Annotated in this window: 19 protein-coding genes; 7 read left to right on the forward strand and 12 right to left on the reverse strand. The window is 69.3% G+C overall.

The annotated features are described in order from the left end of the window. The first annotated feature begins 32 nt into the window (after window positions 1-32). The 5 genes from dnaG to AB1634_02565 all read left to right on the forward strand — a co-directional run bounded on the left by dnaG (window position 33) and on the right by AB1634_02565 (window position 7,683). The gene (gene dnaG, locus AB1634_02545; protein MEW6218394.1) at window positions 33-1,856 is read left to right on the forward strand and encodes a DNA primase; all 1,824 of its coding nucleotides are present in this window, start codon (window positions 33-35) and stop codon (window positions 1,854-1,856) included. Window positions 1,857-1,872: 16 nt separating this feature from the next. Next, window positions 1,873-3,534: an RNA polymerase sigma factor RpoD gene (gene rpoD, locus AB1634_02550; GenBank protein ID MEW6218395.1), complete on the forward strand. Its 1,662-nt coding sequence runs from the start codon at window positions 1,873-1,875 to the stop codon at window positions 3,532-3,534. A 242-nt stretch (window positions 3,535-3,776) separates the two neighbouring features. Next, complete coding sequence (gene dprA, locus AB1634_02555) at window positions 3,777-4,895, forward strand: DNA-processing protein DprA (protein ID MEW6218396.1); 1,119 nt, start codon at window positions 3,777-3,779, stop codon at window positions 4,893-4,895. 42 nt (window positions 4,896-4,937) lie between these two features. After that, complete coding sequence (gene topA, locus AB1634_02560; GenBank protein MEW6218397.1) at window positions 4,938-7,223, forward strand: type I DNA topoisomerase; 2,286 nt, start codon at window positions 4,938-4,940, stop codon at window positions 7,221-7,223. Between the two features lie 106 nt (window positions 7,224-7,329). Then, entirely contained in the window at window positions 7,330-7,683 is a 354-nt protein-coding gene (locus AB1634_02565; GenBank protein MEW6218398.1) for a flagellar basal body rod C-terminal domain-containing protein, read from the forward strand. Window positions 7,684-8,096: 413 nt separating this feature from the next. Here the strand turns inward: AB1634_02565 and AB1634_02570 are convergent, their stop codons facing one another. From AB1634_02570 to AB1634_02595, 6 genes are all read right to left on the reverse strand, one after another. Further along, window positions 8,097-8,675, reverse strand: coding sequence for a CPBP family intramembrane glutamic endopeptidase (locus AB1634_02570; GenBank protein MEW6218399.1), 579 nt, complete (start codon window positions 8,673-8,675; stop codon window positions 8,097-8,099). A 65-nt stretch (window positions 8,676-8,740) separates the two neighbouring features. Then, window positions 8,741-9,754 carry an AmmeMemoRadiSam system radical SAM enzyme gene (amrS, locus tag AB1634_02575; protein ID MEW6218400.1) on the reverse strand — a complete coding sequence of 338 codons (1,014 nt, stop codon included), beginning with the start codon at window positions 9,752-9,754 and terminating at the stop codon, window positions 8,741-8,743. A 28-nt stretch (window positions 9,755-9,782) separates the two neighbouring features. Next, entirely contained in the window at window positions 9,783-11,072 is a 1,290-nt protein-coding gene (locus AB1634_02580; protein ID MEW6218401.1) for an NAD(P)/FAD-dependent oxidoreductase, read from the reverse strand. A gap of 82 nt (window positions 11,073-11,154) precedes the next feature. Next, window positions 11,155-11,697 carry a hypothetical protein gene (locus AB1634_02585; GenBank protein MEW6218402.1) on the reverse strand — a complete coding sequence of 181 codons (543 nt, stop codon included), beginning with the start codon at window positions 11,695-11,697 and terminating at the stop codon, window positions 11,155-11,157. A 135-nt stretch (window positions 11,698-11,832) separates the two neighbouring features. Beyond that, the gene (locus AB1634_02590; protein MEW6218403.1) at window positions 11,833-13,104 is read right to left on the reverse strand and encodes a copper oxidase; all 1,272 of its coding nucleotides are present in this window, start codon (window positions 13,102-13,104) and stop codon (window positions 11,833-11,835) included. A gap of 7 nt (window positions 13,105-13,111) precedes the next feature. Then, window positions 13,112-14,509 carry a TolC family protein gene (locus tag AB1634_02595; GenBank protein MEW6218404.1) on the reverse strand — a complete coding sequence of 466 codons (1,398 nt, stop codon included), beginning with the start codon at window positions 14,507-14,509 and terminating at the stop codon, window positions 13,112-13,114. Between the two features lie 624 nt (window positions 14,510-15,133). On the opposite strand from AB1634_02595, the gene AB1634_02600 reads away from it, so the two are divergent. Both AB1634_02600 and AB1634_02605 read left to right on the forward strand, forming a co-directional pair. Next, window positions 15,134-16,870, forward strand: coding sequence for an NAD-dependent malic enzyme (locus AB1634_02600; protein ID MEW6218405.1), 1,737 nt, complete (start codon window positions 15,134-15,136; stop codon window positions 16,868-16,870). 170 nt (window positions 16,871-17,040) lie between these two features. Next, window positions 17,041-19,206, forward strand: a complete 2,166-nt coding sequence (locus tag AB1634_02605) for a methyl-accepting chemotaxis protein (protein ID MEW6218406.1) — start codon at window positions 17,041-17,043, stop codon at window positions 19,204-19,206. A 6-nt stretch (window positions 19,207-19,212) separates the two neighbouring features. Here AB1634_02605 and AB1634_02610 read toward each other — a convergent pair whose 3' ends face one another. From AB1634_02610 to AB1634_02635, 6 genes are all read right to left on the reverse strand, one after another. Then, window positions 19,213-19,662: a hypothetical protein gene (locus tag AB1634_02610; GenBank protein ID MEW6218407.1), complete on the reverse strand. Its 450-nt coding sequence runs from the start codon at window positions 19,660-19,662 to the stop codon at window positions 19,213-19,215. Between the two features lie 23 nt (window positions 19,663-19,685). Next, window positions 19,686-21,317 (reverse strand): FAD-dependent oxidoreductase, encoded by a 1,632-nt coding sequence (locus AB1634_02615; protein MEW6218408.1) that lies wholly within the window; start codon window positions 21,315-21,317, stop codon window positions 19,686-19,688. Window positions 21,318-21,505: 188 nt separating this feature from the next. After that, window positions 21,506-21,811, reverse strand: coding sequence for a DUF167 domain-containing protein (locus tag AB1634_02620; protein ID MEW6218409.1), 306 nt, complete (start codon window positions 21,809-21,811; stop codon window positions 21,506-21,508). Further along, window positions 21,811-22,701 (reverse strand): DivIVA domain-containing protein, encoded by an 891-nt coding sequence (locus AB1634_02625; GenBank protein ID MEW6218410.1) that lies wholly within the window; start codon window positions 22,699-22,701, stop codon window positions 21,811-21,813. Before AB1634_02625 ends, AB1634_02620 begins: the two co-directional genes overlap by 1 nt. A 25-nt stretch (window positions 22,702-22,726) precedes the next feature. Continuing rightward, window positions 22,727-23,026: a YggT family protein gene (locus AB1634_02630; protein ID MEW6218411.1), complete on the reverse strand. Its 300-nt coding sequence runs from the start codon at window positions 23,024-23,026 to the stop codon at window positions 22,727-22,729. A gap of 112 nt (window positions 23,027-23,138) precedes the next feature. Continuing rightward, window positions 23,139-23,912 carry a MinD/ParA family protein gene (locus AB1634_02635; protein MEW6218412.1) on the reverse strand — a complete coding sequence of 258 codons (774 nt, stop codon included), beginning with the start codon at window positions 23,910-23,912 and terminating at the stop codon, window positions 23,139-23,141. Window positions 23,913-23,982: the final 70 nt, after the last annotated feature.

Below are 23,982 nucleotides of genomic sequence, written 5' to 3' on the forward strand. Positions count from 1 at the left end.
CTTGGGGGCACCGCCGGCCCCGGAGGCGAGGCGTGAGCCTGCCGGTGCGAGGGCACAAGAGCGTCATGGCGACCTCCTATCCTTCCGAGAGTGTCCGCCGGGTCAAGGAGGCGGCAGACATCGTCGAGGTGGTTGCGGGCCATGTGGCCTTGAAGAGGACCGGCGGCTCGTACAAGGGGCTTTGCCCTTTTCACGGCGAGAAAACCCCCTCCTTCGTGGTGCACCGGGAGCGCGGATTCTACCATTGCTTTGGCTGCGGCGAAGGGGGAGACGTCATCGCCTTTGTCATGAAGCAGCAGGGGTTGAGCTTTCCTGAGGCGGTGCGGGAGCTGGCCCAGCGCTTCCACGTTCCTTTGCCAGCAGAAGAAGCAGGCGACGACGGCCGGGAGCGGCGCCTGCGCGCCGCCCTCTATGAAGCCAACCGCAAGGCCGCGGAGCTGTTCCGGCGCCTGCTGTTGGGCCCGCCGGGCGCAGCCGGCCGCCGCTACCTGGCCGAGCGGGGCATTCCCGGCGCCCTCGGCGAGCGGTTCGGCCTGGGCTTTGTGCCGGACCGCTGGGACACCCTGGTCAAGGAGGCTCCCCGTCTCGGGCTGGACCCCGAAACGCTGCTCGCCGCAGGCCTGGTCAGCCGTCACGAAACGGGTCGGCTCTATGACCGCTTCCGCGGCCGCCTGATCTTCCCGATCTTCGATCCCCGGGGCCGGGTGATCGGTTTCGGTGGCCGGATCCTGGGGCCGGGGGAGCCCAAGTATCTCAACAGCCCCGAGACCCTCGTCTTCGACAAGGGCCGAACCCTCTTCGGCCTGTGCCAGACCCAAGCCGCCATCCGCCAGGCAGGCCGTTGCGTCCTGGTGGAGGGCAACTTCGACCTCTTGGCCCTGGTGGCCCATGGCATTGAGGCCGTGGCCGCCCCTTTGGGCACCGCCCTGACCCGGGCTCACCTGCGTCTCTTGCGCAGCCATTGCCAGGAGCTCATTCTGCTGTTCGATGCCGATGCTGCCGGCCTCAAGGCCGCCTTGCGCGCCGTGCCCCTGGTCCTGGCCGAAGGCTTTGAGGCCCGGGTGGGAATCCTGCCCGCGGGTGAGGATCCGGATACCTTCGTCCGCCGCCACGGCCGAGCCGGCCTGGAGGCATGCCTGGCGGCGGCCCAACCTTTGCCGGAGTTCGTCTGCGAGCGGCTGGTGGCCGAGCACGGGCTGTCCATCGCTGGCAAGGGCCGCATCCTCGGGGAGTTGGCGCCGCTGATCCGGGACATGGCCCAGGATCCCATCCGTCGCTCGGTCCTGGTCTCCCATGTCAGCGACCGCCTGAAGTTGGCGCCGGACCAGGTCCTGGCGGCGGTATCCCGGCCCCAGCCCCAGACACTCCCCCCACCACGCCAGTCGGCTGGGCGCCAGGTCGACCTGCCCCTGCAGGAGCGGGAGCTCCTGAACTTCCTCTTGGCCTGCCCCGGCGAGCTCGACCGCCTCGCCGCGGCAGGGGTAGGCGCCGTGTTCAGCTCGGCCGCCGGTCGCGCGATCTGGGAGGCCATGCAGACGGTCCGGCAGCAGGAAGGCTGCCCGGACTGGAGCGCGCTCACCCTGTTGCTGGGGGACGGGCCGGAACGGATCCTGGTGACAGCCGGCCTGGCGGCTGCCCCGGCTTGGACCCCGGAGCTGGCTGCCCAGGCTGCCGCCGAGATGCTCACCCGCCTGGAGCGCCTGCACCTGCGCCAGGAGCGTGATCAGATCCTCACCCGCATCCAGGAGGCGCAGGCTGCCGCCAACGACCGCCTCCTGGCCGAGCTCCTCAAGGCGAAAATGGCCTTGGACCTCCGCCTGGCTTCCCCGCCCGGGGCTGGCGGCCACTTCCACTGAGGACACAACACGAGCCATGCCGGTCCGTCACAAGGACGACGACGAATTCGAAGAGCCGATCCCTCTGGACGACGATGGAGGAGAACCGGCCGCGGCCGACGCCGACGAGGGGGCCATCCTCTTCGAGAGCGAAGAGACCGCCGAGGAGATGCCCCTGGTGGGCGCCTTCCTGGGCGCCGACGAGGAGGGTGGTCTGGCCCTGGCCTACGGCGACGAAAGCACCACCGCCGACGGCGCCCCTCTTCTGGATGCCCTGGACGAGGGTTTTGAGGAGGGGGGTGAGGAAGAAAGCCGGGATGTGGATCCGGTCAAGGTCTACCTGCGGGAGATGGGGGCCGTCCCCCTTCTGACCAGGGACGAAGAGATCGAGATCGCGAAAAGGATCGAAAGCGGCGAGAACCGCGTCCAGAACGCGGTGCTGGCCACCCCCCTGGCTTTGAGCCGGATCAGCAAGCTCGGCCGCCGCCTGCAGGCCGGGGCCCTGGGCGTCAGCGATATCCTCCGGGGCTATGACGACGCCAGCCCTGCCAGGAAGGAAGAGCGCAAGGCCCGCTTCTTCGCCCAGCTGGAGGAGGCGCGCACCCTGGATCAGGAACGGATCGGCCTGTGGCGGCAGTTCCACCAGCCGACCGCCGCCGATCCCGGCCGCCAGAAGAAGATCCGCAAGGAGATCGAGCGGCTGTCAAACCGGATTGTCCAGATCTTCCAGGAGGATCATTTCTGCCCCACCCATGTCAGCGCCATCGTCACCCAGCTCCGGGAGCTGGCCCGGACCTTCGAATCGGTGCATACCGAGGTGCTGCGCATGCGGAGCCTGGACGAGCCCAGCTACCTGGAGGCGCCACCGCCCCCCTCTTCCGAGCTGCTCAAGGTGCTGGAGGAGCGTCACGGCATCAGCTTCGAGAAGTTCCACGCCATCCTCTACAAGATCGATCTGGGCGAAGAAGAGGCGCGCACGGCCCGCAACGAGCTGGTGCGCGCCAACCTGCGCCTGGTGGTCAGCGTGTCCAAGCGCTACGCCAACCGGGGCTTGCAGCTCTTGGACCTCATCCAGGAGGGCAACATCGGCCTGATGAAAGCGGTGGAAAAGTTCGAGTACCGGCGCGGCTACAAGTTCAGCACCTACGCCACCTGGTGGATCCGCCAGGCCATCAGCCGGGCGATCGCCGACCAGGCCCGGACCATCCGCATCCCGGTGCACATGATCGAGACCATCAACCGGCTGGTGAAGGTCTCCCGGGACATCTATCAGGAGGAGGGCCGCGACCCCACTCCGGAGGAGATCGCCGAACGGCTGGAGATGCCGGTGGACAAGGTGCGCAACATTCTCAAGATCGCCCGGGACCCCATCTCCCTGGATTCGCCGATCGGTGACGGCGAGGATTCCTTTCTGGGGGATTTCATCGAGGATCAGGAGTCGATCTCCCCCATCGAGGCGGCCACCCAGAGGGGCCTCAAGGAGAAGCTGCGCTCGGTCCTGGCCTCCCTCACCCCCCGTGAAGAACGGGTGCTACGGCTGCGCTTCGGGATCGACACCCACAGCGATCACACCCTGGAGGAGGTGGGCCGCGATTTCTGCGTCACCCGGGAGCGGATCCGGCAGATCGAGGCCAAGGCCTTGAAGAAGCTCAAGCACCCCAGCCGCACCAAGACGCTGGCCATCTTCCGGAACAACTGATGCCGCCCATTCCTCCCCCTGCCCGGCCAGGGACCATCGGGAAAAGGCCTTGACAGGCCGCCCTGCCATCGGGTAGTTGTTGCCCGCATCTCGGTGTCTGCCGGCCGAGGCGGTTGCTCGTAAGGTCCCTGTTCGCCGGACCGGTTTTTCGCTTCGAGATCCCACGTGCTGATCAATCCCTTGCCCTCGCGCCTGCCTCCCGCTCCCTGGCGGGGCCGTCCCTGGCTGCCGGCCCTCCCGCCATGCCCTCGGTGCACGACTGGCTGACCCTGGCCCTGGTCCCCGGCATGGGGCCGGTGACCATGCGGCGTCTTCTGGAGCGCTTCGGCGATCCGGCGGCGGTGCTGGCCGCCTCCCGGGAGAGCCTGGCCGGGGTGCCGGGGCTGAAGCCGGCCCTGGCTGCGGCAATCGTGACCCAGCCACCCCGCCAGGAGGCGGACCGGATCCTGGCCAGAAGCGCCCGCCTGGGGGCCAGGATTCTGACCTGGGAAGCGGAAGATTATCCGGAGAACCTGCGCACCATCCCGGATCCGCCGCTGGTGCTGCACATCCTGGGCAATATCCTGGCCGAAGATCGGCTGGCGGTGGCCATGGTCGGCTCCCGGGACGCCAGCGGCTACGGCCTGGCGGTGGCCAACCGTTTGGCGGCCGGCCTGGCCGGTTGCGGCGTCGCGGTGGTCAGCGGCCTGGCCCGGGGCATCGACGGCGCCGCCCATCAGGGAGCCCTGGCTGCCGGCGGCCGCACCCTGGCCGTCCTGGGCTGCGGCCTGGATCGGATCTACCCGCCAGCCCACGCCGCCCTGTTCCGGGAGATCGCCGGCAAGGGGGCGATCGTGACCGAGCTGCCTTTAGGCACCCGCCCCAGTCCCTGGCATTTCCCAGCCCGCAACCGGATCATCAGCGGCTTGGCCCTGGGGGTGGTGGTGGTGGAGGCGTCTGGCCGCTCGGGATCGCTCATCACCGCCACTCTGGCTCTGGATCAGGGACGGGAGGTCTTTGCCGTCCCTGGCCGGGTGGACTCGGCCACCAGCGAGGGGACCCACCGCCTGCTCCAGCAGGGGGCGAAGCTGGTCCAGAACGAGACCGACATCCTGGAAGAGCTCAGGCTGACCGTCGCCGCCCGGAGTACCGTACCGGCGCCGGCCAGCCCGCCGGCACCGGCCAGACCTCGGGAGCAGGAGCGGATCCTCGGCCTGCTGGCCGCCGGGCCGCTGGACATCGATGCCATCATCCACGCCGCCGCCATGCCGGCCGCGGCCGTCAGCGAGGCCCTTTTGCTGCTGGAGCTTGCCGGGCTGGTGACCGTGCTGCCCGGCCGCCGCTACCAGGGGCCCTCGGGACCTGGCCGCGGCAAGACCTGATCATCCCCGGGCCGGCGCCACACCGGCCGCCAACGTGATCCCATGGGAAAATCCCTCGTCATCGTCGAATCGCCGGCCAAGGCCCGCACCCTGCAAAAATATCTGGGCCGGGACTTCCTGGTGAAGGCCTCGGTGGGCCATGTCATCGACCTGCCCCCGCGGGCCCTGGGGGTGGACATCGAGCACGACTTCACGCCCCAGTATGTGACCATCAAGGGCAAAGGGCCGGTCATCAAGGACCTGCAAAAGGCAGCCGGCCAGGCCGACACCATCTTCCTGGCCTCGGATCCGGACCGGGAGGGGGAGGCCATTGCCTGGCACATCGCCCAGCTCCTGGCCGCCGCCCGCCGGCCGATCCGGCGGGCGCTCTTCCACGAGCTGACCAAGAAGGCCATCCTGGCCGCCCTGGCAGAAGCGGCCGATCTCAACCAGGACCGCTTCGAGGCCCAGCAGGCCCGCCGGATCCTGGACCGGCTGGTGGGCTACCAGATCTCGCCGCTCCTCTGGGACAAGGTGCGACGAGGGCTGTCCGCCGGGCGGGTCCAATCGGTGGCGGTGCGGATGATCTGCGACCGGGAGGAGGCCATTGAGGCATTCCGGCCCGAGGAGTACTGGACCATCGGCGCCGGCCTGACCGGCCCCAGGCCCCCGGCCTTTGTCGCCCAGGTGGACAAGGAGGCGGGCAAAAAGATCCGCCTGCCGGACGAGACGGCGGCCCTGCGGGTGGTGGCGGATCTGCGACCCGCTACCTTCGTCGTCCGCGACCTCGATCGCAAGGAGAAGAAACGGCACCCCAGCCCGCCTTTCATCACCAGCACCCTGCAACAGGACGCCAACCGCAAGCTGCGCTTCTCCGCCAAGAAGACCATGACCCTGGCCCAGCGCCTCTACGAGGGCATCGAGCTGGGCGATGAAGGCCCGGTGGGCCTCATCACCTACATGCGCACCGACTCGGTGCGCACGTCGGCAGAGGCCATCGCCGAGGTGCGCACCCTCATCGACACCCGGTTCGGGAAGGACCACCTGCCCGGCAAGCCGGTCTTCTACCGGAGCAAGAAGGGCGCCCAGGACGCCCACGAGGCCATTCGGCCCACCCAGGTCGCTCTGACCCCGGAGGAGGTAGCTCCTCTCCTGGATCGGGATCTGGCCGCCCTCTACAGCCTGATCTGGAAGCGCTTCGTTGCTTCCCAGATGGCGCCGGCCCTCTATGATCAGACCGTGATCCTGATCGAGGCCGGCCGCTATGAGCTCAAGGCCACAGGCTCGGTGCTCCGCTTCCCCGGCTTCTTGGCCGTCTACGAGGAGGGCCGGGACGAGGGGGCCGAGGAGGAGGCTGCCCTGCCGCTCCCGGCCCTGGCGAAGGGGGAGACTCTCACCCTTACGGAGCTCACCCCCAAGCAGCACTTCACCCAGCCGCCTCCCCGGTACACGGAGGCCACCCTGGTCCGGGCCCTGGAGGAGAACGGCGTCGGCCGGCCCAGCACCTACGCCACCATCCTGTCCACGATCGTCGACAAGGAATATGTGGCGGTGGAGGAGCGCAAGCTGCGTCCCACCGATCTGGGACGCCTGGTCAACGGGCTTCTCGTCCAGCATTTCCCCGGGATCCTGGACGTGGAATTCACCGCCGGCATGGAAGAGCATCTGGACCAGGTGGAGGACGGCACGAGACCCTGGCTGGCGATTCTGAAGGAGTTCTACGGCCCCTTTGCCGAGAGCCTGGAGCGGGCCCGGGAGGAGATGCAGTCGGTGCGCCGGCGAATCACCCCCACCGGCATCCCCTGCCCCGCCTGTGGCGCCAAGCTGGTGGTCCGCTGGGGCCGCAACGGCGAATTTCTGGCCTGCGAAAACTACCCCACCTGCAAGCACACCGCCGACTTCCAGCGCCAGACCGACGGCACCATCGTCCCCCTGGAGCGACCCTCTCCCGAGCCCAGCCAGGAGATGTGCGACAAATGCGGCCGGCCCATGGTCTTCAAACAGGGCCGCCTGGGCCGCTTCCTGGCCTGCTCTGGCTACCCGGAGTGCAAGAGCACCCGGGCCCTGGGAACCGGCGTCCCCTGCCCGGCCAGCGACTGCGACGGCGAGCTGGTGGCCCGGGTCTCCAAACGGGGCAAGCCCTTCTTCGGCTGCAACCGGTATCCCAAGTGCACCTTCGCCCTCTGGGACAAGCCGGTGGCCCGCAGCTGCCCGGCCTGCAGCGCCCCGTACGTGGTGGAGAAGGTGAGCAAGGACGGCCGGCGCCGGCTGCGTTGCGCCCAACGGTCCTGCCGGTGGAGCGAGGCGGTCCCCACCTCGTCTCCGGACGAGGCGAATGCCGCGGAGTAGCCGCTCCCCATCCCGGTCTTGCCAGGAGGGCTCCTGTTTGCGACAATGGTGGAAGGGGACTGGCGCCCGCGGTCGGGCCTTACCACGGTCCCCAGGAGGTCTTGCCATGATCGACGGGATCAAGAGCGCCATGTCCGGGCTCCAGGCCCAGGCCAAACGGCTGGGGGTCACGGCCAACAACGTCGCCAACGTGGAATCGGATGGCTTCAAGAAGGGGCGGACCGTGCTGGCCGAAACAGCCGGCGGCGGCGTGACGGCCCGGGTGGAGACGGTGGCCACCCCCGGTCCGGAGGTGCTGGAGGAGACGGCGGCCGGCCTGGTGCTGGTGGAGAAATCCAACGTCGACCTGACCGAGGAGATGCCCCACATGCTCCTGGCCCGCCGGAGCTTCGAGGCCAACCTCAAGGTGATCCAGACCGGCGACGAGATGCTGGGCGCCCTCCTGGATCTCAAGACGTGATCGACCCGTCACGCGGCGGCCGACCCCATCGGGGCTGACCTGGCGCACCTGGCCCGGTGGCGGGCCGCGCGATTCCGAAAGGCCGCCCGGGATCTGCCTGAACCGGGCGGCGAGGCTTCTTCCTGCCCGCCCCTCGCCGGCCCAGGCCTTCGGCGGCCCCGAGCGGTCCCTCGGCGCCTTGAGCGAAAAGGGCTGACCGCTGGGCCGAATGGATCCTCACCGTACGCCAGACCTGCCGCCTCCGCCGCCTGCCCACCTTCCCCATCGCGGTCGCCGCCATCGCCGCCGCCAAAGGCCAAGCTCCGGCCCTCTCCCGGCTCAGGAAGGAACCGCGACTCCGCCACCTCACCCAGGCCCCCGAGCCGGCTCGGGCGTGGCCCCCCTGTGATCAGGCACCCGGGTGGGGGCACCCGTCACCGGATGGCGCCGCTGTAGAAATACCAGCCAAAGCCGGCGGTGAACAGGAGGTTGCCCCACAGGGCATGCTCAATGCTGGTGGCGAGCAGCGATTGGGAGCGGAGATAGCGCCACCCGAACAGGATGCCGCCGAAGCCGGACAGGACCGGCGCCAGCCAGTTGCCGTAGACGGCGTGGGCGATGCCGAAGCTTACGGCATTGACCAGGATGAGATGCCGGTCATCGGCGAACAGGGGGCGGTAGCGCTGGAAGAAGAAGGCCCGGAAGACCAGCTCCTGGGGATAGACCATGACGGCCGGGTAGAGGAGCATGACCAGGCCCCACAAAAAGGGCCGGGTGCGGGGAAAGGCCAGGAACTGCCGGGGCAGGAAGTGCCAGGCGGCAACGGTCAGCACCAGGGCCAGAGGCAGGAAGATGCGCAGCATCTCGGCCAACTGCCGCCGCAGGGCCTTGGTGTTCCAGAGCATGGCCCGGTCGAAGCCGTCGCACCTGGCCAGATACAGGCCGCTGGCCAGCGCCAGGCCGCACACCAGGGGGATGATCCGGAAGGCCATGGCGAAACGAACGAGGTACAAGGCGGCCGGAGCGACGAAGAATAGGAGCCCGCATTCGAGCCCCAGACCGACCCTTCCTCCCGGCCTCACGACCAGATGCCCTCGATCCGCTCCCGGCAGGCAAAGCACCGCCCCTCCTGCAGCCGGTTGGCGAGCACGCTGAAGCCCAACCGCTCCACGAGCGTCTCCCCGCAGGCCGGGCAGGTGGTGTTTTCGCCGCCCGCCCCCGGGACATTGCCTTCGTAGACGAACCGCAGGCCCTCCTCCCGGCCGATCTCCCAGGCCCGGCGGACCGTGGCCACCGGCGTGCGCGGCCGGTCGGTCATCCGGTAGGTGGGATGGAAGGCGCTGACATGCCACGGCATGGCCGGGTCGACCCCCTTGACGAAGCGGGCGATGTCCCGCAGCTCGGCCTCGGAGTCGTTCCAGCCGGGGATGACGAGGGTGGTGATCTCCACCCAGACGCCCAGCTCGTGCATCAGGCGCACGTTGTCCAGCACCGGCGCCAGCTTCGCCTTGCAGACCTCCTTGTAGAACCGCTCGGTGAAGGCCTTGATGTCGATGTTGATGCCGCCGAGCACCGGCGCCAGGTGCCGGGTCACCTCGGGCCCCATGTAGCCGTTGCTGACAAAGACGTTGGCCAGCCCCTGGGCCCGGGCCGCCTGCGCGCAGTCGTAGGCGAATTCGTAGAAGATGGTCGGCTCGACGTAGGTGAAGCAGACGCTTTGGCAGCGGGCGCGGATGGCGGCGGCGACGATCTCTTCCGGGGTGCGCTCGCCGCCGATGATATCCGCCCCCTTGGTATGGGGATACTGGGAGATCTGGTAGTTCTGGCAGTGCTCGCAGAAGAAGTTGCAGCCGACGGTGGCGATGGAGTAGGACCGGGAGCCGGGCTGGAAGTGGAACAGGGGCTTTTTCTCGATGGGGTCAGGGTTCTCGGACACCGTCCGGCCATAGACCAGGGTGTACAGGGTGCCGCCCCGGTTCTCCCGCACCCCGCACAGCCCCCGGCGGCCGTCCTTGATGTGGCAGTGGTGGTGGCACAGCCGGCAGCCGGCCACCAAGTCCTTCTCCTTTTCATAGAACATCGCTTCCTTCATGGCGCTCCTCCAACAAGGCTCTGCACGGCTACGGGTCGGGACAGCCCTTCTTCGGCTGGCCGTTGTAGAAGCGCCACTGCTTGCCGACGATCAGTCGGGCACCCCGGCGCAGGGTCAGGAAGGACCAGGCCCATTGCAGAATGACAAAGACCCGGTTCCGGAAGCCGGTCAGATAGAAGATGTGGACCAGGAGCCACGCCATCCAGGCCAGCGCCCCCGACAGCCTGATCCGGCCGATCTCCAGCACCGCCTTGCTCCGGCCGATGGTGGCGAGCTGCCCCTTGTCCAGGTACCGGAACGGCCGCCGGGACTCACCTTTCTGCTCGGCGACAATGGTCCGGGCGATGAAGCGGCCCTGCTGCAGGGCCACCGGGGCCAGGGCCGGCAGCGGGCCACCGGTCTGGTGGGAGAAGTTGGCCAGGTCGCCGGCCACGAACACCTCCGGGTGGCCCTTGATGCTGAGATCCGGCTCCACCAGCACCCGGCCGCTGGCATCGAGGTCGGCCCCCAGCCGCCGGCCCAGCTCCGAGGCCTTGATGCCGGCCGCCCACAGCACGGTACCGGCTTCGATCCTCTCGTTCATGATCTCCACGCCGCCGGCATCCAGGCGCGTGACCATGCTCGATGTCCAGACCTGAACACCCAGGCTTTCCAGGTCCCGGGTCGCCCGGCTCGCCTGCTCGGCGGTGAACGCCGGCAGAATCCGCGGCCCGCCTTCCACGAGCATGATCCGCGTCAGCTTGGGGTCGATGTTGCGGAAGTCCTTGACCAGCGTGTATCGGCTCATCTCGCCGATGGCGCCGGCGATCTCAACGCCGGTGGCGCCGCCGCCGACAACGACGAAGGTGAGCAGCTTCTTGCGGATGGCCGGGTCCGGCTCGCCTTCGGCCTTTTCGTAGGCGGTGAGGATGCGGCGCCGGATCTCGGTGGCCTGCTCCAGGGTTTTGAGGCCCGGGGCGTGCTCCTCCCATTCGGAATGGGCGAAATAGGTGTGCTGGGCGCCGCAGGCCACCACCAGGTAGTCGTACCCAAGACGGCCGATGGAGGTCTCCACCGACCGCGCCGCCAGATCGAACGACCGGACCTCGGCCAGCAGCACCCCGATGTTCTGGTAGCCCGCCAGGATGCTGCGGATGGGCATGGCGATGTCCGCCGGGTTGAGGCCGCCGGTGGCCACCTGGTAGAGGAGCGGTTGAAAGAGGTGGTGGTTCTTGCGGTCCACCAGTTCCACCGCAATGCCATCCCGGTTGCCGAGCCTCTTGGCGACATTGAGCCCGGCAAAACCGGCGCCGAGGATGAGAACGCGTTTTCGGTCCATAGGTCCGGAAGATCCTGCCTCGGCCGCCTACCGGGGACTTCGGCACCGGGCACCGGTGCCGGATGTTGTTTTGGGCCAGTACTCACTGGATCCGCAGGAAGGGATAACGCTCCAGGTCGGGTCGCTGCCAAAGCGCCAGCCCGGCCCGGGGTCCCACGGTCTCGATGGCGATGACCGCCTCCGGGCTGGCAAAGCGGATCTGGCCCGGGGTGCCCGCCTCCTCCAGGGCCGCCAGGAGGAAGTGGTCCAGGAAGCGCTCCTCGTCCATGCTGGACAGCCGGCCCTTGAAGCCCCGGCGGGTCATCCGCACATGGAACGCCTTGTTGGCCAGGGCCGGCACCAAGGCGGCCACGATCTCCTGGGCCTGGGATTCGAACTGCGCCGGCGTCTGGAAGTTGAAGACCGCGCTGGCCGGCAGCACCCGGGCCAGGACCTGGCTCAGGAGATCCGGCTCGGCCGTCACCTGCTCCCGGAGCGTTTCCATGTACTGCGGCCGATCGCCGGCCTTCATCACCAGGACGTTGTAGAAATCTGTCCGGCCCACCTCACCGAGGCTCTCCAGCAGACGCCGCGCCCGGGCGAAGCCCCCTTCCCGCACCGTGATCACCACATTCCAGTCCCGCATCAGGCCCTCTGAAACATCGAATGTCGAATCTCGAACAAGGAATGTCCAACCGCAGAAGGGACCGGCAGCACGGATCCGAAACGTCAACGACCAGTCCCTTCGACCTTCGAAATTCCTTGTTGGACATTCTGCGGTTCATCTGATCCCGTCCGCGGCCAGCTCCTCGGCTGTGGCCGGCCGGGCCGTCGTGCCGGCCGGCTGCCGGTACCAGCCCGGATCCTCGTAGCTCGCAAGGCCTGGGCGCACCTTGAGGACGGTGACCATGCCGCCCATGTCGATAAAGCCCCAGGGCCCCTCCTTGCCGGCCATCGGGATGCTGTTGCGGGGCACCGGCATGCCCATTTCCGCCATGCCGGCCATGCCGGTCTGGCCTATGATCATGGAGCCGGACACCAGATCGCCCACCCGCTGATCCAGGCCTGCCGGGTCCAGGCCCAGCAGGCTCGGGCCATGTCCCATCTGGTTCATGACGTGGTGGGTCATGTGGCAATGCATGAGCCAATCACCGGCATGCGAGGCGACAAGCTCGATGTCCCGGGTGGTGCCCACCGGCACCAGGACCGTGGTTTCCGGCCACTGCGCCGGGGCTGGGATCGGGCCGCCATCCGTGGCGGTGATCTTGAAGGAGTACCCATGCAGGTGGATGGGGTGATGCTCCATGGCGCTCAGGTTGCCCAGGCGGATGCGCACCCGCTCGCCCTGACTCGCCACCAGGGCATCGGTGGCCGGGAAGGCCTTGCCATTGATGGTCAGCACATTGAAGCCGCTCATGGCCCCCGGATGCGGCCGCCTGGTGCCGGGCTCGATCAGCCACTCGTGCAGCATCAGGGCAAAATCCCGGTCGGCCCGCTCCTCCTTGCCCAGCCGGGGATGCACCACAAACATGCCGGTGAGCCCCATGCCCATCTGGATCATCTCGTCCCGATGCGGGTGATACATGAAGGTGCCGGCCGTGCGGAGGGTGAACTCGTAGCGGAAGGTCTCCCCTGGCCGGATCTCCCGCTGGGTGAGCCCAGCCACCCCATCCATGCCGTTAGGCACGATCATGCCGTGCCAATGGACGCTGGTGCCTTCCGGCAGGCGGTTGGTCACGTAGATCCGCACCCGGTCCCCTGCCACGGCCTCGATCACCGGGCCAGGGGTCTGCCCGTTGTAGCCCCAGACCCGGGCGATAAGGCCGGGCGCGAATTCATGCTCGAATTCCGCGGCCACGAGATGGAAGACCTTGACACCCTCCACCAGGTGCCAGGGCAGGGTGGTGCCGTTGGGCACGACCACCGGCGCATAGTCGCGACCAGGCCGGCCCGGCGCGGCGGCCCAGGAGGGGAGCCTGGTGCCCGGGACCGCCAGGGCCCAGACCACCAGGATCAACAGCGCTGCCTTGCCGATACGCCCGGTCACCGTCATTCCTCGCTCAATGCCCGGCACTGCCGCCGGAACCGGGGGCCGGCCGCGCCCCCATGGCCGGCTCCATCCCCGCAGCCGGCGGCAGGCGGCCATTGAGGATCTGCTCCAGTTCGGCCCGGGCCAGCCAGTAGTCGCCAAGCGCCGCAACCGCCTGGCGCCGGGCCTGCGTCTCCTGCCGCTGGGCGGCCAGAAGATCGGCGGGGCCGATCTGCATGGCGTTCAGTGCCAGGAGGGTTTCGGATGTGATCGTCTCGTGGAGCGGCACCAGCACCGTGGCGCAGTACCGGGCCCGCTGGCGCGCCGCCATGAGGCGCTGGGCCGCAGCCCGCGCCGCGGCGCGCACCTCCACCGCCATGGCGGTGTATTCCCGCCAGGAGCCCCGCAGCTCGGCCTCAGCCGCCATGGCCGGTCCCTGGCCCCAGTCGACGATGGGGACGGCCACCTCCACCGCGGGACCCGCCGACCATTCGCCTGCCTCCCGCTGCAGGTCGGCACCAAGCCCGGCGCCGTCGAGGAGCTGCTGCAGCCGGCCGCTGCCCAGGCGCTCGGCCGCCACTGCCGCCCGGTGGCGGGCGATCCCCAGGTCCAGGCTCGCCTCGATCGCCCGGCGCTCCACCTGGGCCGGCTCCGGATCCGCGGCCGGCAGCTGCGGCAAGGGTGCGGCCCGCCAGGCGGTATCCTCGCCGAAGAGGCCCAAGAGCCCGTTCAGCCGCTCCCGGCCCGCGGCCACCGCCTGTTCCGCCTCCGCAAAGTCGAGCCGGACCCCTGCCGCCATCGCCCGCTCCCGGGCCAGATCCAGATCGGTCAAGTTGCCGGCCGCATGGAGCCGCCGGGCGATCTCCGCGGCCAGCTCGGCGCTGGCCACAAGTCGGCGCCCGAGCGCCAGCTGCTCCAGCTCCGTCTGGTAGCGCAGAAAGGTAGCGCGAACCTCCCAGGCCAGATCCAGGACCGCACCCACCACCCGCCGCTGGGCCAGCGCCAGCTCGGCTGCGGCCAGCCGCTGCCGGAGCGGGATGGCGAAGATGCCCAGAAAGCTCTCCGCCACCGCCAGCTCGATGGCCGGCGAGCCGCCGTCCTCCCAGCGCACCGAGGCGGCGAGCACCGGATTGGCGAGCAGGCCGGCCTGCACCAGATCGGCATGGGCGACGCCCACCTCCTCGTACACCGCCTGCACCCGCCGGTTGTTGAGCAGCGCGATCTGGACGGCGCGGTCGGCGGTCAGCTCCTGCCGGAGCAGCTCCGGTACCGGCGCCGGCGCCGTTCCCTCGTCCGAGAGCTGCCGATTCCAGGGGGGGACGGTTCCGGCCCTTGCCTCCAGGTCCCGCCGCACCGCCTCGAAGCCCCGGTCCTGGGGCACGGCTGCGCAGCCGGCAAGAAGAAGCAGCGCGACCCAGACGGCCTTCATGGGTGCCCCCCCTCTGCCCCGTGGCCGTGGTGGTGTCCGGCCGCAGGATGGGCCGGCGCCGGCGGTTGCGCGGCCTCCTGCTCCGCCGGGGCAGGGGCGGCCGGCCAGGGCCTCGCCTCCGGGGCCGCCACATGCGCCGGATGGGAGAGCGGGAGATCGGGCAGCGGTACCGGCGCGCAGCCGGCGACCAGGAGGCAGGTGGAGAGCGTGACGGTCAGGAGGCGCATCATGCTATCGCCCATTTGCAAGACCAGGGCCGGACGCGCCCTGTCCCGCGTCCGGCAAAGGAGAGATGGTGGGGAATGCACTCGGCGGGCGTGGACCTTCGGTCAGGCTGCATCAGCCTGGCACAGGCCCCAGCCAAAAGGCAAGGGGCAGGCTGCCGGCACGGGGAGACACCGGCTGCTGGTCGGCGCGGCTGGCGATTCGGGTCTTTTCTTGCAGCACAGGACAAATCCTGCCGCGATGGACAGTTCGGCCCTCCGGCGCTTGGCGGCCGCCGTCCGCTCAAACGCCTTCTCCGACGATGGTATGCAAATCTCTGGGCAGAGATATGGCAAATGGTGTACCACAGAAGAGCCGGCGTTGCCCAGGCCGGCGGAGGGAGGGCGCAGGGAGGATGACATGCCGAACCGGCCAGTGAGCTTTGTCTACGACCAGTATGGCAACACCCGGCGGCTGCTGGCGCACCGGCGGGGGGTAGAGGTGCTGGCCAACGGCTTCACCAACAAGGGCACCTCATTCGGCCTGGCAGAACGGCGGGCCCTGGGGCTGGAAGGGCTGGTGCCGCCGGCGGTGCGGACCATGGCCAGCCAGGTGGCCAACTGCCGGCTGCGGGTGGAGGCCAAGGCGGATCCCATCGACAAGTTCATCGAGATCCGCTCCCTCTTCGACCGCAACGCCACCCTGGCCCATGCGCTTGTGGCCAGCGACATCGAGGCCTTCATGCCCATCATCTACACGCCCACCGTGGGCCTGGCCTGCCAGCGCTACTCCTCCCTGTTCCGCCGGGCCCAGGGCGTCCATTTCTTTCCCGGCAACATCGGGCAGGCGGAGGCCATCCTGGAGCAGTTCGGCCACCGGGAGATCCGGGTGGCGGTGGTCACCGACAACCAGGGCATCCTGGGCATCGGTGACCAGGGGGCGGGCGGCATCGCCATCTGCCTGGGCAAGCTGATGCTCTATACCCAGGGGGCCGGCATCGCCCCCTGGCACTGCCTGCCCATCTCTCTGGACGTGGGCACCGACAACCAGGCCCTCCTGGACGATCCCGACTACCTGGGCTGGCGCCACCCCCGCCTCCAGGGCGAAGAATACGTCCGGTTCGTGCAGCGCTTCGCCCAGGCCTTCCGGGCCGTGTTTCCCAATGCCCTGTGCCAGTGGGAAGATTTTTCCAAGCAGAACGCCTTTGCCATCCGGGATGCCTATCTCCACGACCTCATCTCCTTCAACGACGACATCCAGGGCACCGGTGCCGTGACCCTGGCGGCGATGCTGTCCGCCATGGCCATCAAGAAGGAGCGCCTGGCCGACCAGGTGTTCCTCATCCACGGCGCCGGGGCCGGCGGGGTGGGGATCGCCGAGCAGATCGCCGTGGCCCTGGAGGAGGAGGGGGCGACCCCGAATGAGGCCCGGGCGCGGATCTTCACCGTGGACCGCCGGGGCCTGGTAACCTTGGATCGGCCGCTGGAGCCGTACAAGGTGAAGTTCGCCAAGGAGCCGGCGCTCTTCGCCCCGTTGCTCGCGGACCGGCCGGCCAGCCTGGCCGGGATCATCCGCCAGACCCGGGCAACGGTGCTGGTGGGCACGTCCGGCCAGGCCGGCTCCTTCACGGCCGAGGTGATCGCGGCCATGGTCGCCAACAGCCCCCGGCCGGTCATTCTGCCCTTGAGCAACCCCACCGCCAACTGCGAGGCCACGCCGGAGGCGATCATGGCCGCCAGCAACGGCCGGGCCCTGGTGGCCACCGGCAGCCCGTTTCCGCCCCTGACCGGGGGCGGCCGGTCCGCCCGGGTCGGCCAGGCCAACAATGTCTTTGTCTTCCCGGGCCTCGGGCTGGGGGTGCTGGCCTCCGGCGCCCGGGCGGTGCTGCCGGCCTTCTTCACCGCCGCGGCCCGGGCGGTGGCGGCCCAGGTGAGCGCCGCCGACCGCCGCCAGGGGATCCTGATGCCGAAGGTGGCCTCGTTGCGGACCATCAGCCTGGCCGTGGCCCACGCCGTGGGCCAGGCCGCCATCCGGGAAGGGGTGAGCGGCCTTTGCGTGTTCTCCCAGTTCCAGCACAACAACGACCCGGAACGGCTGCGCACCCTGGTGGAGCGGCTGCGCTGGCGACCCGAGTACCTGCCGGTGGATCCCGCCTGAGGTCCGCTCCGGCAGCTGGTGCTCCGGCCGGCCCGGTCGCCCCCCTCCGCCCTTGACGCTCCTCGCTGCCTTGTGCGCATGATAGAGAAGGCCCGGAAGCCAACCTGGGGATGGCCGACTGCAATCCCTTGGCGCTTCCTAGAGTTCACCTTCGGGGGGAGGGACGGGCGATGGAACGTCAGGCGTCGCGGTGGCTGCTCGGTATCGTGGGATCTCTCACCATCATCATCGGCACGGCGGGGCTGGGATGGGCCTTGGATGAGGGGGCAGCGGCTGCCGGCCATGGCAGTGCGCCGGCCCGGACCGCCACGGTGGGCACGGACCCGGGATTGGCAGCGGAGCTGGGCCGGGGGGCGACGGTGCGGGCCGAGGGCGCCCGGCCGTTGCCGGCGGAGTCGGCCAGAGCCGCGGCTACCGCCGGGCGGGAACCGGTGTCCCAGGCCCATGGTGGCGGCAGCGAGGAAAGCCAGGCCGGAGCGGTGGCCTGGGCAGCCCTGGGGGTCGGCATCGTCGCCATTCTGCTGCTCCTGGTGCTGCTCGTCAGAAGTGGCGACAGCCAGCGCTTCATCCGCAACCTGAGCATCGGCGCCAAGATCCTCAGCCTGGTGGCGGTGCTCCTGGTGCTGATGGTCGCCATGGCCGGCTTCGGGATGACCAAATTCTGGTCCATCGGTGACGAGATCGTCGCGGTCGGCCACCGGGATATCCCGCTCACCGCCATCGTCACCGACATCGAGACTCACCAGCTGGAGCAGGCGATGTTTGTGGAGCGGGCCTTGCGCTTCGGCGAGGTGCTGGCGGCCAAGGATGTGGCGGCCACTGGCCTTGCCCACGCCCAGGAGGCCTTCGGGGCAGCCTCCAAGGTGGTGGAGGCCAGGATCAAGGAGGGCGAAAAGCTGGCCGAGCAGTCCCTGGCCACGGCCGACAGCGGCCGCGACCGGGCGGAGCTTGAGGGGGTCCTGGAGCAGCTGGCCAGAATCGCCCAGGAGCACGAGGACTTCGCCAACCATGCCGAGCGGATCTTCGGCCTCATCAAGGCCGGCCAGGTGCACGAGGCCGAGGCCTGGGCCGAGCGGGCGGAGGAGGAGGCGGATCAGCTGGACAGCGAACTGGGCGCGCTCTACGCCGAGATCGAGGCCTTCACCGAGGAGGCCATGGCCACGGTGGAGGCGGACGAGAAGGCGGCGGTGCGGGGCATGGTGGTGGTGAGCCTGCTCTCCCTCCTCTTCGGACTGGGGGCGGGCATCTTCATCGCCCGGGCCATCACCCGGCCGGTGGCCCGGATGGTGGAGTTCATCAGGAAGGTGGCCCAGGGGGATCTCACCGACACCTTTGCCGTGGATTCCACCGACGAGGTGGGCGTGATGGGCAAGACCCTGAACCTCATGGTGAGCGAGCTGCGGGGCATTGTCCACAAGGTGCAGGATGCGGCCAACAACATGGCCGCCTCCGCCGAGGAGGCGGCCAGTGCCGCCCAGATGCTGTCCCAGGGGGCCTCCGAGCAGGCGAGCAACGTCGAGGAGGTCTCGGCGGCCACCGAGGAGGTCTCCTCATCCATGGAGGAGATGAACGCCTCGGTGAGCCAGAACGCAGACAACGCCCAGGCCACCCAGGCCCTGGCCGTCAAATCGGCGGAGGATGCCATCCGCGGCGCCCAGGCCGTGCAGGAGATGGCCCAGGCCATGGGGGATGTGGCCCAGAAGATCGTGATCGTCGAGGAGATTGCCCGGCAGACCAACCTTCTGGCCTTGAACGCCGCCATCGAGGCGGCCCGGGCCGGGGAGCACGGCAAAGGCTTCGCGGTGGTGGCCTCGGAGGTGCGGAAGCTGGCCGAGCGGAGCCAGAGCGCAGCCCAGGAGATCAGTGAGCTGTCCCGCCGGACCATCAGCGTCAGCGACGACACCTGCCAGCTCATCAGCGGCGTGGTGCCGGATGTGCGCAAGACCGCCGAGCTGGTGCAGGAGATCTCCGTGTCCAGCAAGGAGCAGGCCTCGGGGGTCGCCCAGGTATCCCGGGCCCTGGAGGAGATCTCCAACTCCATGCAGCAGGTGGAGAAGGCCATCGGCCAGAACTCGGCGGCGGCTGAAGAGATGGCCTCCACCAGCGAAGAGATGTCGGCCCAGGCCGAGGTCTTGCGCCAGCAGATCGCCTTCTTCAAGGTGGAGGCCGGGGCCAGCCCGGCGCCGGCCCCGGCACCGCGGGCCAGGCCGGCCAGGCCCGAAGCCGGCCCTGCCTTCGGCGGCAGCGTGGCGCTGCCAGCGTCACCGGAAAAGAAGGGAGCGGCCGCCTCGGGCTGCAACCTGGACCTGGACAACGAATTCCAGCGGATGAGCTGATCCGGGCTAACGCCCGTCGTTCCCGTTCCACGGCACCGGCGCGTCGTAGATGGTCCAGCTGTCCACCCGGTCGTTGAGGAGGACGACCTCTTTCGTGATCACCTCCCGCTGCACGGTGTAGGGCTGGTCGATATACTCCCAGCGGCCGCTGCGCTCGTCGAAGTAGCGCAGGGTTCGATAATAGGTCTCCGCCCGGTTCCAGGTGTAGATCCAGGTGGTGACCCGGCCCCGACTGCCCTGGGTGACCGCCTCGTGGGAGGGCTTGCCCCAGGCCAGGTAGACCTCCTGGCTCGAAAAGCCCACGGCCAGCTGGCCGCGATCGATCAGGGCCTGGTGCTCGGGGGGCAGGGAGTGGAAGAAGGGCAGGTTGCGCTCGATGCGGCTGTCCCGGGTGTCGCAGCCGGCAAGAAGAGGCACCAGGAGGGCGACCAGGAGGGCGGCGGACAACCAGCGCATGGGTAGCCTCGCTCCCGGGCGGATCAGGCCGACCCGGATTCGGTCCAGTAGGGGTGCACCAGGTCCTCGAAGATGGCCATGGCCGCCTCTGCTCCCTGGCCGGCCGCGGTGACAATCTGCCGGGCGCCGCCGGCCACGTCGCCGGCGGCATAGACGCCGGGCACCGTGGTCCGGTGGCGCTCATCCTGCTGCAGATAGCCGTCCGGGGTGAGGCCGGCGCCGATCTTCTTGGCCAGCTCCACCGCCGGCTGGTAGCCGATGGCGATGAACACCCCCTGGACCGGCACCTGCCGGCGGCTGCCATCACGATTGTCCAGCAGCCGGACCGCCTCCACCCTGCCCTCCCCCAGGATCTCCTCCACCTCGTGCTGGAAGAGGATCGGGATGCCGGCAGCCGCCACCGCCTGGACCAGGTGCTCCTGGGCCCGGAAGCGATCCCGGCGGTGGATGATGGTCACCCGCGCCCCCACGTTCTGGAGGTACAAGGCCTCGGTGAGGGCGGAGTTGCCGCCGCCCACCATGGCCACATCCCGGTCCCGGAACAACGCGCCGTCGCAGGTGGCGCAGTAGGAGACGCCCCGGCCGCCCAGGCGCGCCTCGCCGGGGACGCCCAGATGGCGGTAGCCGGCACCGGTGGCCAGGAGCACGGCCCGGGCCTGGAAGCGGCGGCGGCTGGTGGCCACCTCCAGGGGCTGGCCAGCAACGATGTCCAGCACCGCCTCACCGGGGAAGATCTGCACGTACTGGAGGGCGTGGCTGACCATGATGTCCACCAGGGTCTTGCCGCCCACCTGGGTGAAGCCCGGGTAGTTCTCCACCACCGGCGTGGTCGCCACCTGGCCGCCCAGGGCATCCTTTTCGATCACCACGGTCTTGAGCCCCGCCCGGGCGCCGTAGATGCCGGCGGTGAGCCCCGCCGGGCCGCCGCCGACGATCACCAGGTCCGCCTCCACCAGGGGCGCGTCACTTTCCGGAATGAAGACCGTCTCCTCCTGGAGCTTCGAGAGGCAGGTCATGAACAGCTCTTCCGGCTGCGCGCCCCGGGCGATGAGCACGTCATTCGCCCAGACCTGGGGGACGCTGTGGGCGTCGTAGCGGTCGGCCAGGGCGGGATGGATCTGGATGTCGACGATGGAAAGGGAGATGAGATCCGGCCGGGCCAAGGCTGCCTTGAGGGCGTTCACGGCCTGCTGGGGACAGTAGGGGCAGGTAGGGCTGACAAAAAGGGTAACCTGCCGCGGCTCGCTCAGCTTGGCCAGGATGCGCTCGGATTCCGGGGCCAGGCCCAGGTCTCCATAGCCCAGCATGAGCAGAGCCTCCACCAGCACCCGCCCCTCCTCCCCCAGGGGGGCGCCCAGCCAACGGATGGCGGCCCGGTCCGGGGCCAGGATCAGGGTCGGGGCCGCCGTCACCTCGTGCTCCCGGGCCTTTGGGTGGCCCAGGTCGAACTCCCGCAGACTCACCTTGGGGGCCATGGTGCGGATCGCCCGCAGCACCTGGCGGAAGGCGTCGCTGAACACCTGATTGGCCGTGGCACTGGTGAAGAGCAGGAGGGAGACCTCCCGGGGCATGCGGCCGAGGACCGCCCGGAGCTGGGCCTCGGCCTGGTCGAGAACAGCCCGCTCCATACCATCCTGGGCAGGGGGCTCGGTCATGGTGGCTCTCCTGGTTGATACCGTGGCGAAGAAGTCGTCACCAAAGCCTCCAGCCGTCGCGTTGCAAGCACGATGCCACCAACTGCGCGGTCAGGACAAGGCTGTGGGCCTGGAAAATGCGGGGGCCGCTGCCGGCGGCTGGCCCCTGGTCGGGGCTTCAGGAAACCGGGCCCTGCAGGCGCCGGAGGTCACGGGGTCTTGGGCAAGACGGCCGCCAGCCGGGTTTCGGCCTGCTCCCGGGACAGACCCTGGAGCAGGAAGCGCTTCTTGCGGCCGCGGTCGCCGGCCGTAAGCCGCACCGCAGACTTGGGCAGATCGAAGAGGTCAGCCAGGAAGGCGGCCAGCATGACATTGGCCCGGCCCTCCAGGGGTGGTGCTGTGATGCCGATCCGCAGCGCGCGGTCATGAAGACCCATGAGCCGGTTGCTGGCGGCCCGGGGCTGGGCGTGGACCAGGAGCAGCACCCCGTCCGCCGCCGGCTGCAGACAGTCCATCAGCGACCGCGGCGCAAGGAGGACGGCCGCTCGATGGCGGGGGGCCGCCGCACCTCCTCCTCCAGGGAGACAACCGGCTGCGGCTCCCGCTCCAGGGGATCCCGGCTGGGGAACAGGAACTCGTCCTCCAGATCCCCCAACCCGGGCAGCGCCTCGCCGCCCTCCTCCTCGGCCTCCACGGCCGGACCGTTCAGCACCGCCGGCTCCGGCGCCAGCCCCGGCTCCGGGGCGATGGCGGCAGGCTGCGGGCCGGGCACCAGGGCCGCGTCCAGCTCGTCCGGCAGCTCGATGCGCTCGTAGAGGTCCCGGTCTTCGGTGGCCAGGGCGCGGCGGTGCGCGGCGGCGGCCGCCGCTCCAGGAGGCGTGGCGGCCGCAGTCGCCGCCGGGGCCGGCCGGCTGGGCCCGGCCGGCGTCGTGAAGGCCTGATCCAGACCGGACAGGGTACGCTCGAGCAGGGCGCGCAGCTCCTCCCGCACCTGGCTGCGGAGGCCCTGGAGGCGCTCGATCTCATCCCAGGTATCCTGCAGCTCCTGGTGGGTGCGCCGCTCCAGGTCCTGGGCCCGGCTCACCGCCGCGGCCTCGATCTCCTCGGCCTCCCTCCTGGCCTGGGCCAGCCGCTCCTCGCTCTCCTGGCGGCTGCGCTCCACCAGATCGTCGGCGATCTTCTGGGCGGACAGGAAGGCGTTCTGGAAGGTACGCTCCTGGCCCTTGTACTCCTTGAGGGAGCCCTTCATCTCGACGATCTGATCCTTGAGATGGCTGTTCTCCTCGACGAGCCCCTGCATCTCCTCGGCGACCTTCTCCAGAAAGGCGTCCACCTCCGCCATGTCAAAGCCGCGCAGGCGGACATGGAACTGTTGGGCATGGATGTCCTGGGGGGTAAGCGTCATGGGATTCCTCGCGGGACTGTCTTGGCTAGCCCAGAGAGCTGGCCATCTGGTGCAGGGTCGGCACCAGAAAGCTTTGCAGGAAGATGATGGCCATGATGAGAATGATGGGCGAAAAGTCGATGCCGCCGGCAGTCAGGGGCAAAAGGCGCCGGATGCGGCCCAGGACCGGCTCGGTGACCCCGTAGAGGAACTGGACAATGGGGTTGTACGGGTCGGGGCTTACCCAGGAGAGGATAGCCCGGGCGATGATCAGCCACATGTAGGCGGACAGGCCGAAATCCAGGATCCTGGCCAGAGCGACCAGAAGATTGCTCAACACGAACATGATCCCGCTCCTTGGCGGTGGAAGGGTATGGATCTCGTCCGCCAGCGCCGGCTGCGGTCCGTGTCCGGAAGACAGATACCACCTTGCCCGCAGCCAGTCAATGGCCGGCCCCTCAGGCTGCGGTCAGGGTACGCAGCCGCTCGGCCACCGCCCGCACCGCCTGGCTGGCCCGGGCCTCGGGATCGAGCAGCAGGAAGGGCTGCTGCTGGCGGACAGCCCGGGCCACGATCCCGTCCTGGGGGATGATGCCCAGAAGCTCCGGCCGGATTTTCAGGAACCGCTCCAGCACCATCGCCATGTTGGCGAACACCTCCTCCCCCTCCTTGCGGCTCCGGCAGCTGTTGACCAGAAGCAGGAAGCGCTGCCGGCCGCCCCGGTTGTGGAGGACCTTGATGAGGGCATAGGCATCGGTCATGGAGGTGGGGTCCGGGGTGAGGAGCACGACGTTGGCGCCGGCCCAGGTGTTGAGCCACAGGACGGCATCGCCAATGCCGGCGCCGGTGTCCACCAGCACGTGGTGAAAGCCGTCCTGCAGGCGATCCAGGGCGGTGGTGAGATAGGCCTGCTCCTCCAGGGAAAGCTGCACCATCTCCGGCACCCCCGAGGAGGCCGGCAGGACAAAAAAGCCCGGCGGCACCTCCACCAGGAGGCCGGCCGGATCGCGGCCCAGCTCCACAGTATCCCGGATGGTGCGGCGGACGTTCAAGCCCAGGATGACATCGACGTTGGCCAGGCCCAGATCGCCGTCCACCAGCAGGACCTTCCGGCCGGCCTGGGCCAGGGCGCAGGCCAGGTTGACGGCGCAGCTGGTCTTGCCGACCCCGCCCTTGCCGCTGGTGATACTGATGATCCGGGGCAGGGGCCCGGCGGCGCTCGCGGTGCTCATGGGCGGATGCACTCCTTCATAAGAAGACCTCAGCGGCCGGGCCGGGCGAAGAGCAGCGCCCGCTCCTCGC

Source organism: Thermodesulfobacteriota bacterium, from assembly GCA_040755095.1.
Lineage (GTDB): Bacteria > Desulfobacterota > Desulfobulbia > Desulfobulbales > JBFMBH01 > JBFMBH01.

Bases quoted from the DNA above. Each gene is read 5' to 3' on its own strand.
- AB1634_02615 (MEW6218408.1), bottom strand. From the start codon at position 21,317: ATGACCGAGCCCCCTGCCCAGGATGGTATGGAGCGGGCTGTTCTCGAC.
- AB1634_02620 (MEW6218409.1), bottom strand. From the start codon at position 21,811: ATGGACTGTCTGCAGCCGGCGGCGGACGGGGTGCTGCTCCTGGTCCAC.
- topA (MEW6218397.1), top strand. From the start codon at position 4,938: ATGGGAAAATCCCTCGTCATCGTCGAATCGCCGGCCAAGGCCCGCACC.
- AB1634_02580 (MEW6218401.1), bottom strand. From the start codon at position 11,072: ATGGACCGAAAACGCGTTCTCATCCTCGGCGCCGGTTTTGCCGGGCTC.
- AB1634_02635 (MEW6218412.1), bottom strand. From the start codon at position 23,912: ATGAGCACCGCGAGCGCCGCCGGGCCCCTGCCCCGGATCATCAGTATC.
- dprA (MEW6218396.1), top strand. From the start codon at position 3,777: ATGCCCTCGGTGCACGACTGGCTGACCCTGGCCCTGGTCCCCGGCATG.
- AB1634_02605 (MEW6218406.1), top strand. From the start codon at position 17,041: ATGGAACGTCAGGCGTCGCGGTGGCTGCTCGGTATCGTGGGATCTCTC.
- amrS (MEW6218400.1), bottom strand. From the start codon at position 9,754: ATGAAGGAAGCGATGTTCTATGAAAAGGAGAAGGACTTGGTGGCCGGC.
- rpoD (MEW6218395.1), top strand. From the start codon at position 1,873: ATGCCGGTCCGTCACAAGGACGACGACGAATTCGAAGAGCCGATCCCT.
- AB1634_02630 (MEW6218411.1), bottom strand. From the start codon at position 23,026: ATGTTCGTGTTGAGCAATCTTCTGGTCGCTCTGGCCAGGATCCTGGAT.
- AB1634_02590 (MEW6218403.1), bottom strand. From the start codon at position 13,104: ATGACGGTGACCGGGCGTATCGGCAAGGCAGCGCTGTTGATCCTGGTG.
- AB1634_02595 (MEW6218404.1), bottom strand. From the start codon at position 14,509: ATGAAGGCCGTCTGGGTCGCGCTGCTTCTTCTTGCCGGCTGCGCAGCC.
- AB1634_02600 (MEW6218405.1), top strand. From the start codon at position 15,134: ATGCCGAACCGGCCAGTGAGCTTTGTCTACGACCAGTATGGCAACACC.
- AB1634_02565 (MEW6218398.1), top strand. From the start codon at position 7,330: ATGATCGACGGGATCAAGAGCGCCATGTCCGGGCTCCAGGCCCAGGCC.
- AB1634_02625 (MEW6218410.1), bottom strand. From the start codon at position 22,701: ATGACGCTTACCCCCCAGGACATCCATGCCCAACAGTTCCATGTCCGC.
- AB1634_02585 (MEW6218402.1), bottom strand. From the start codon at position 11,697: ATGCGGGACTGGAATGTGGTGATCACGGTGCGGGAAGGGGGCTTCGCC.
- AB1634_02610 (MEW6218407.1), bottom strand. From the start codon at position 19,662: ATGCGCTGGTTGTCCGCCGCCCTCCTGGTCGCCCTCCTGGTGCCTCTT.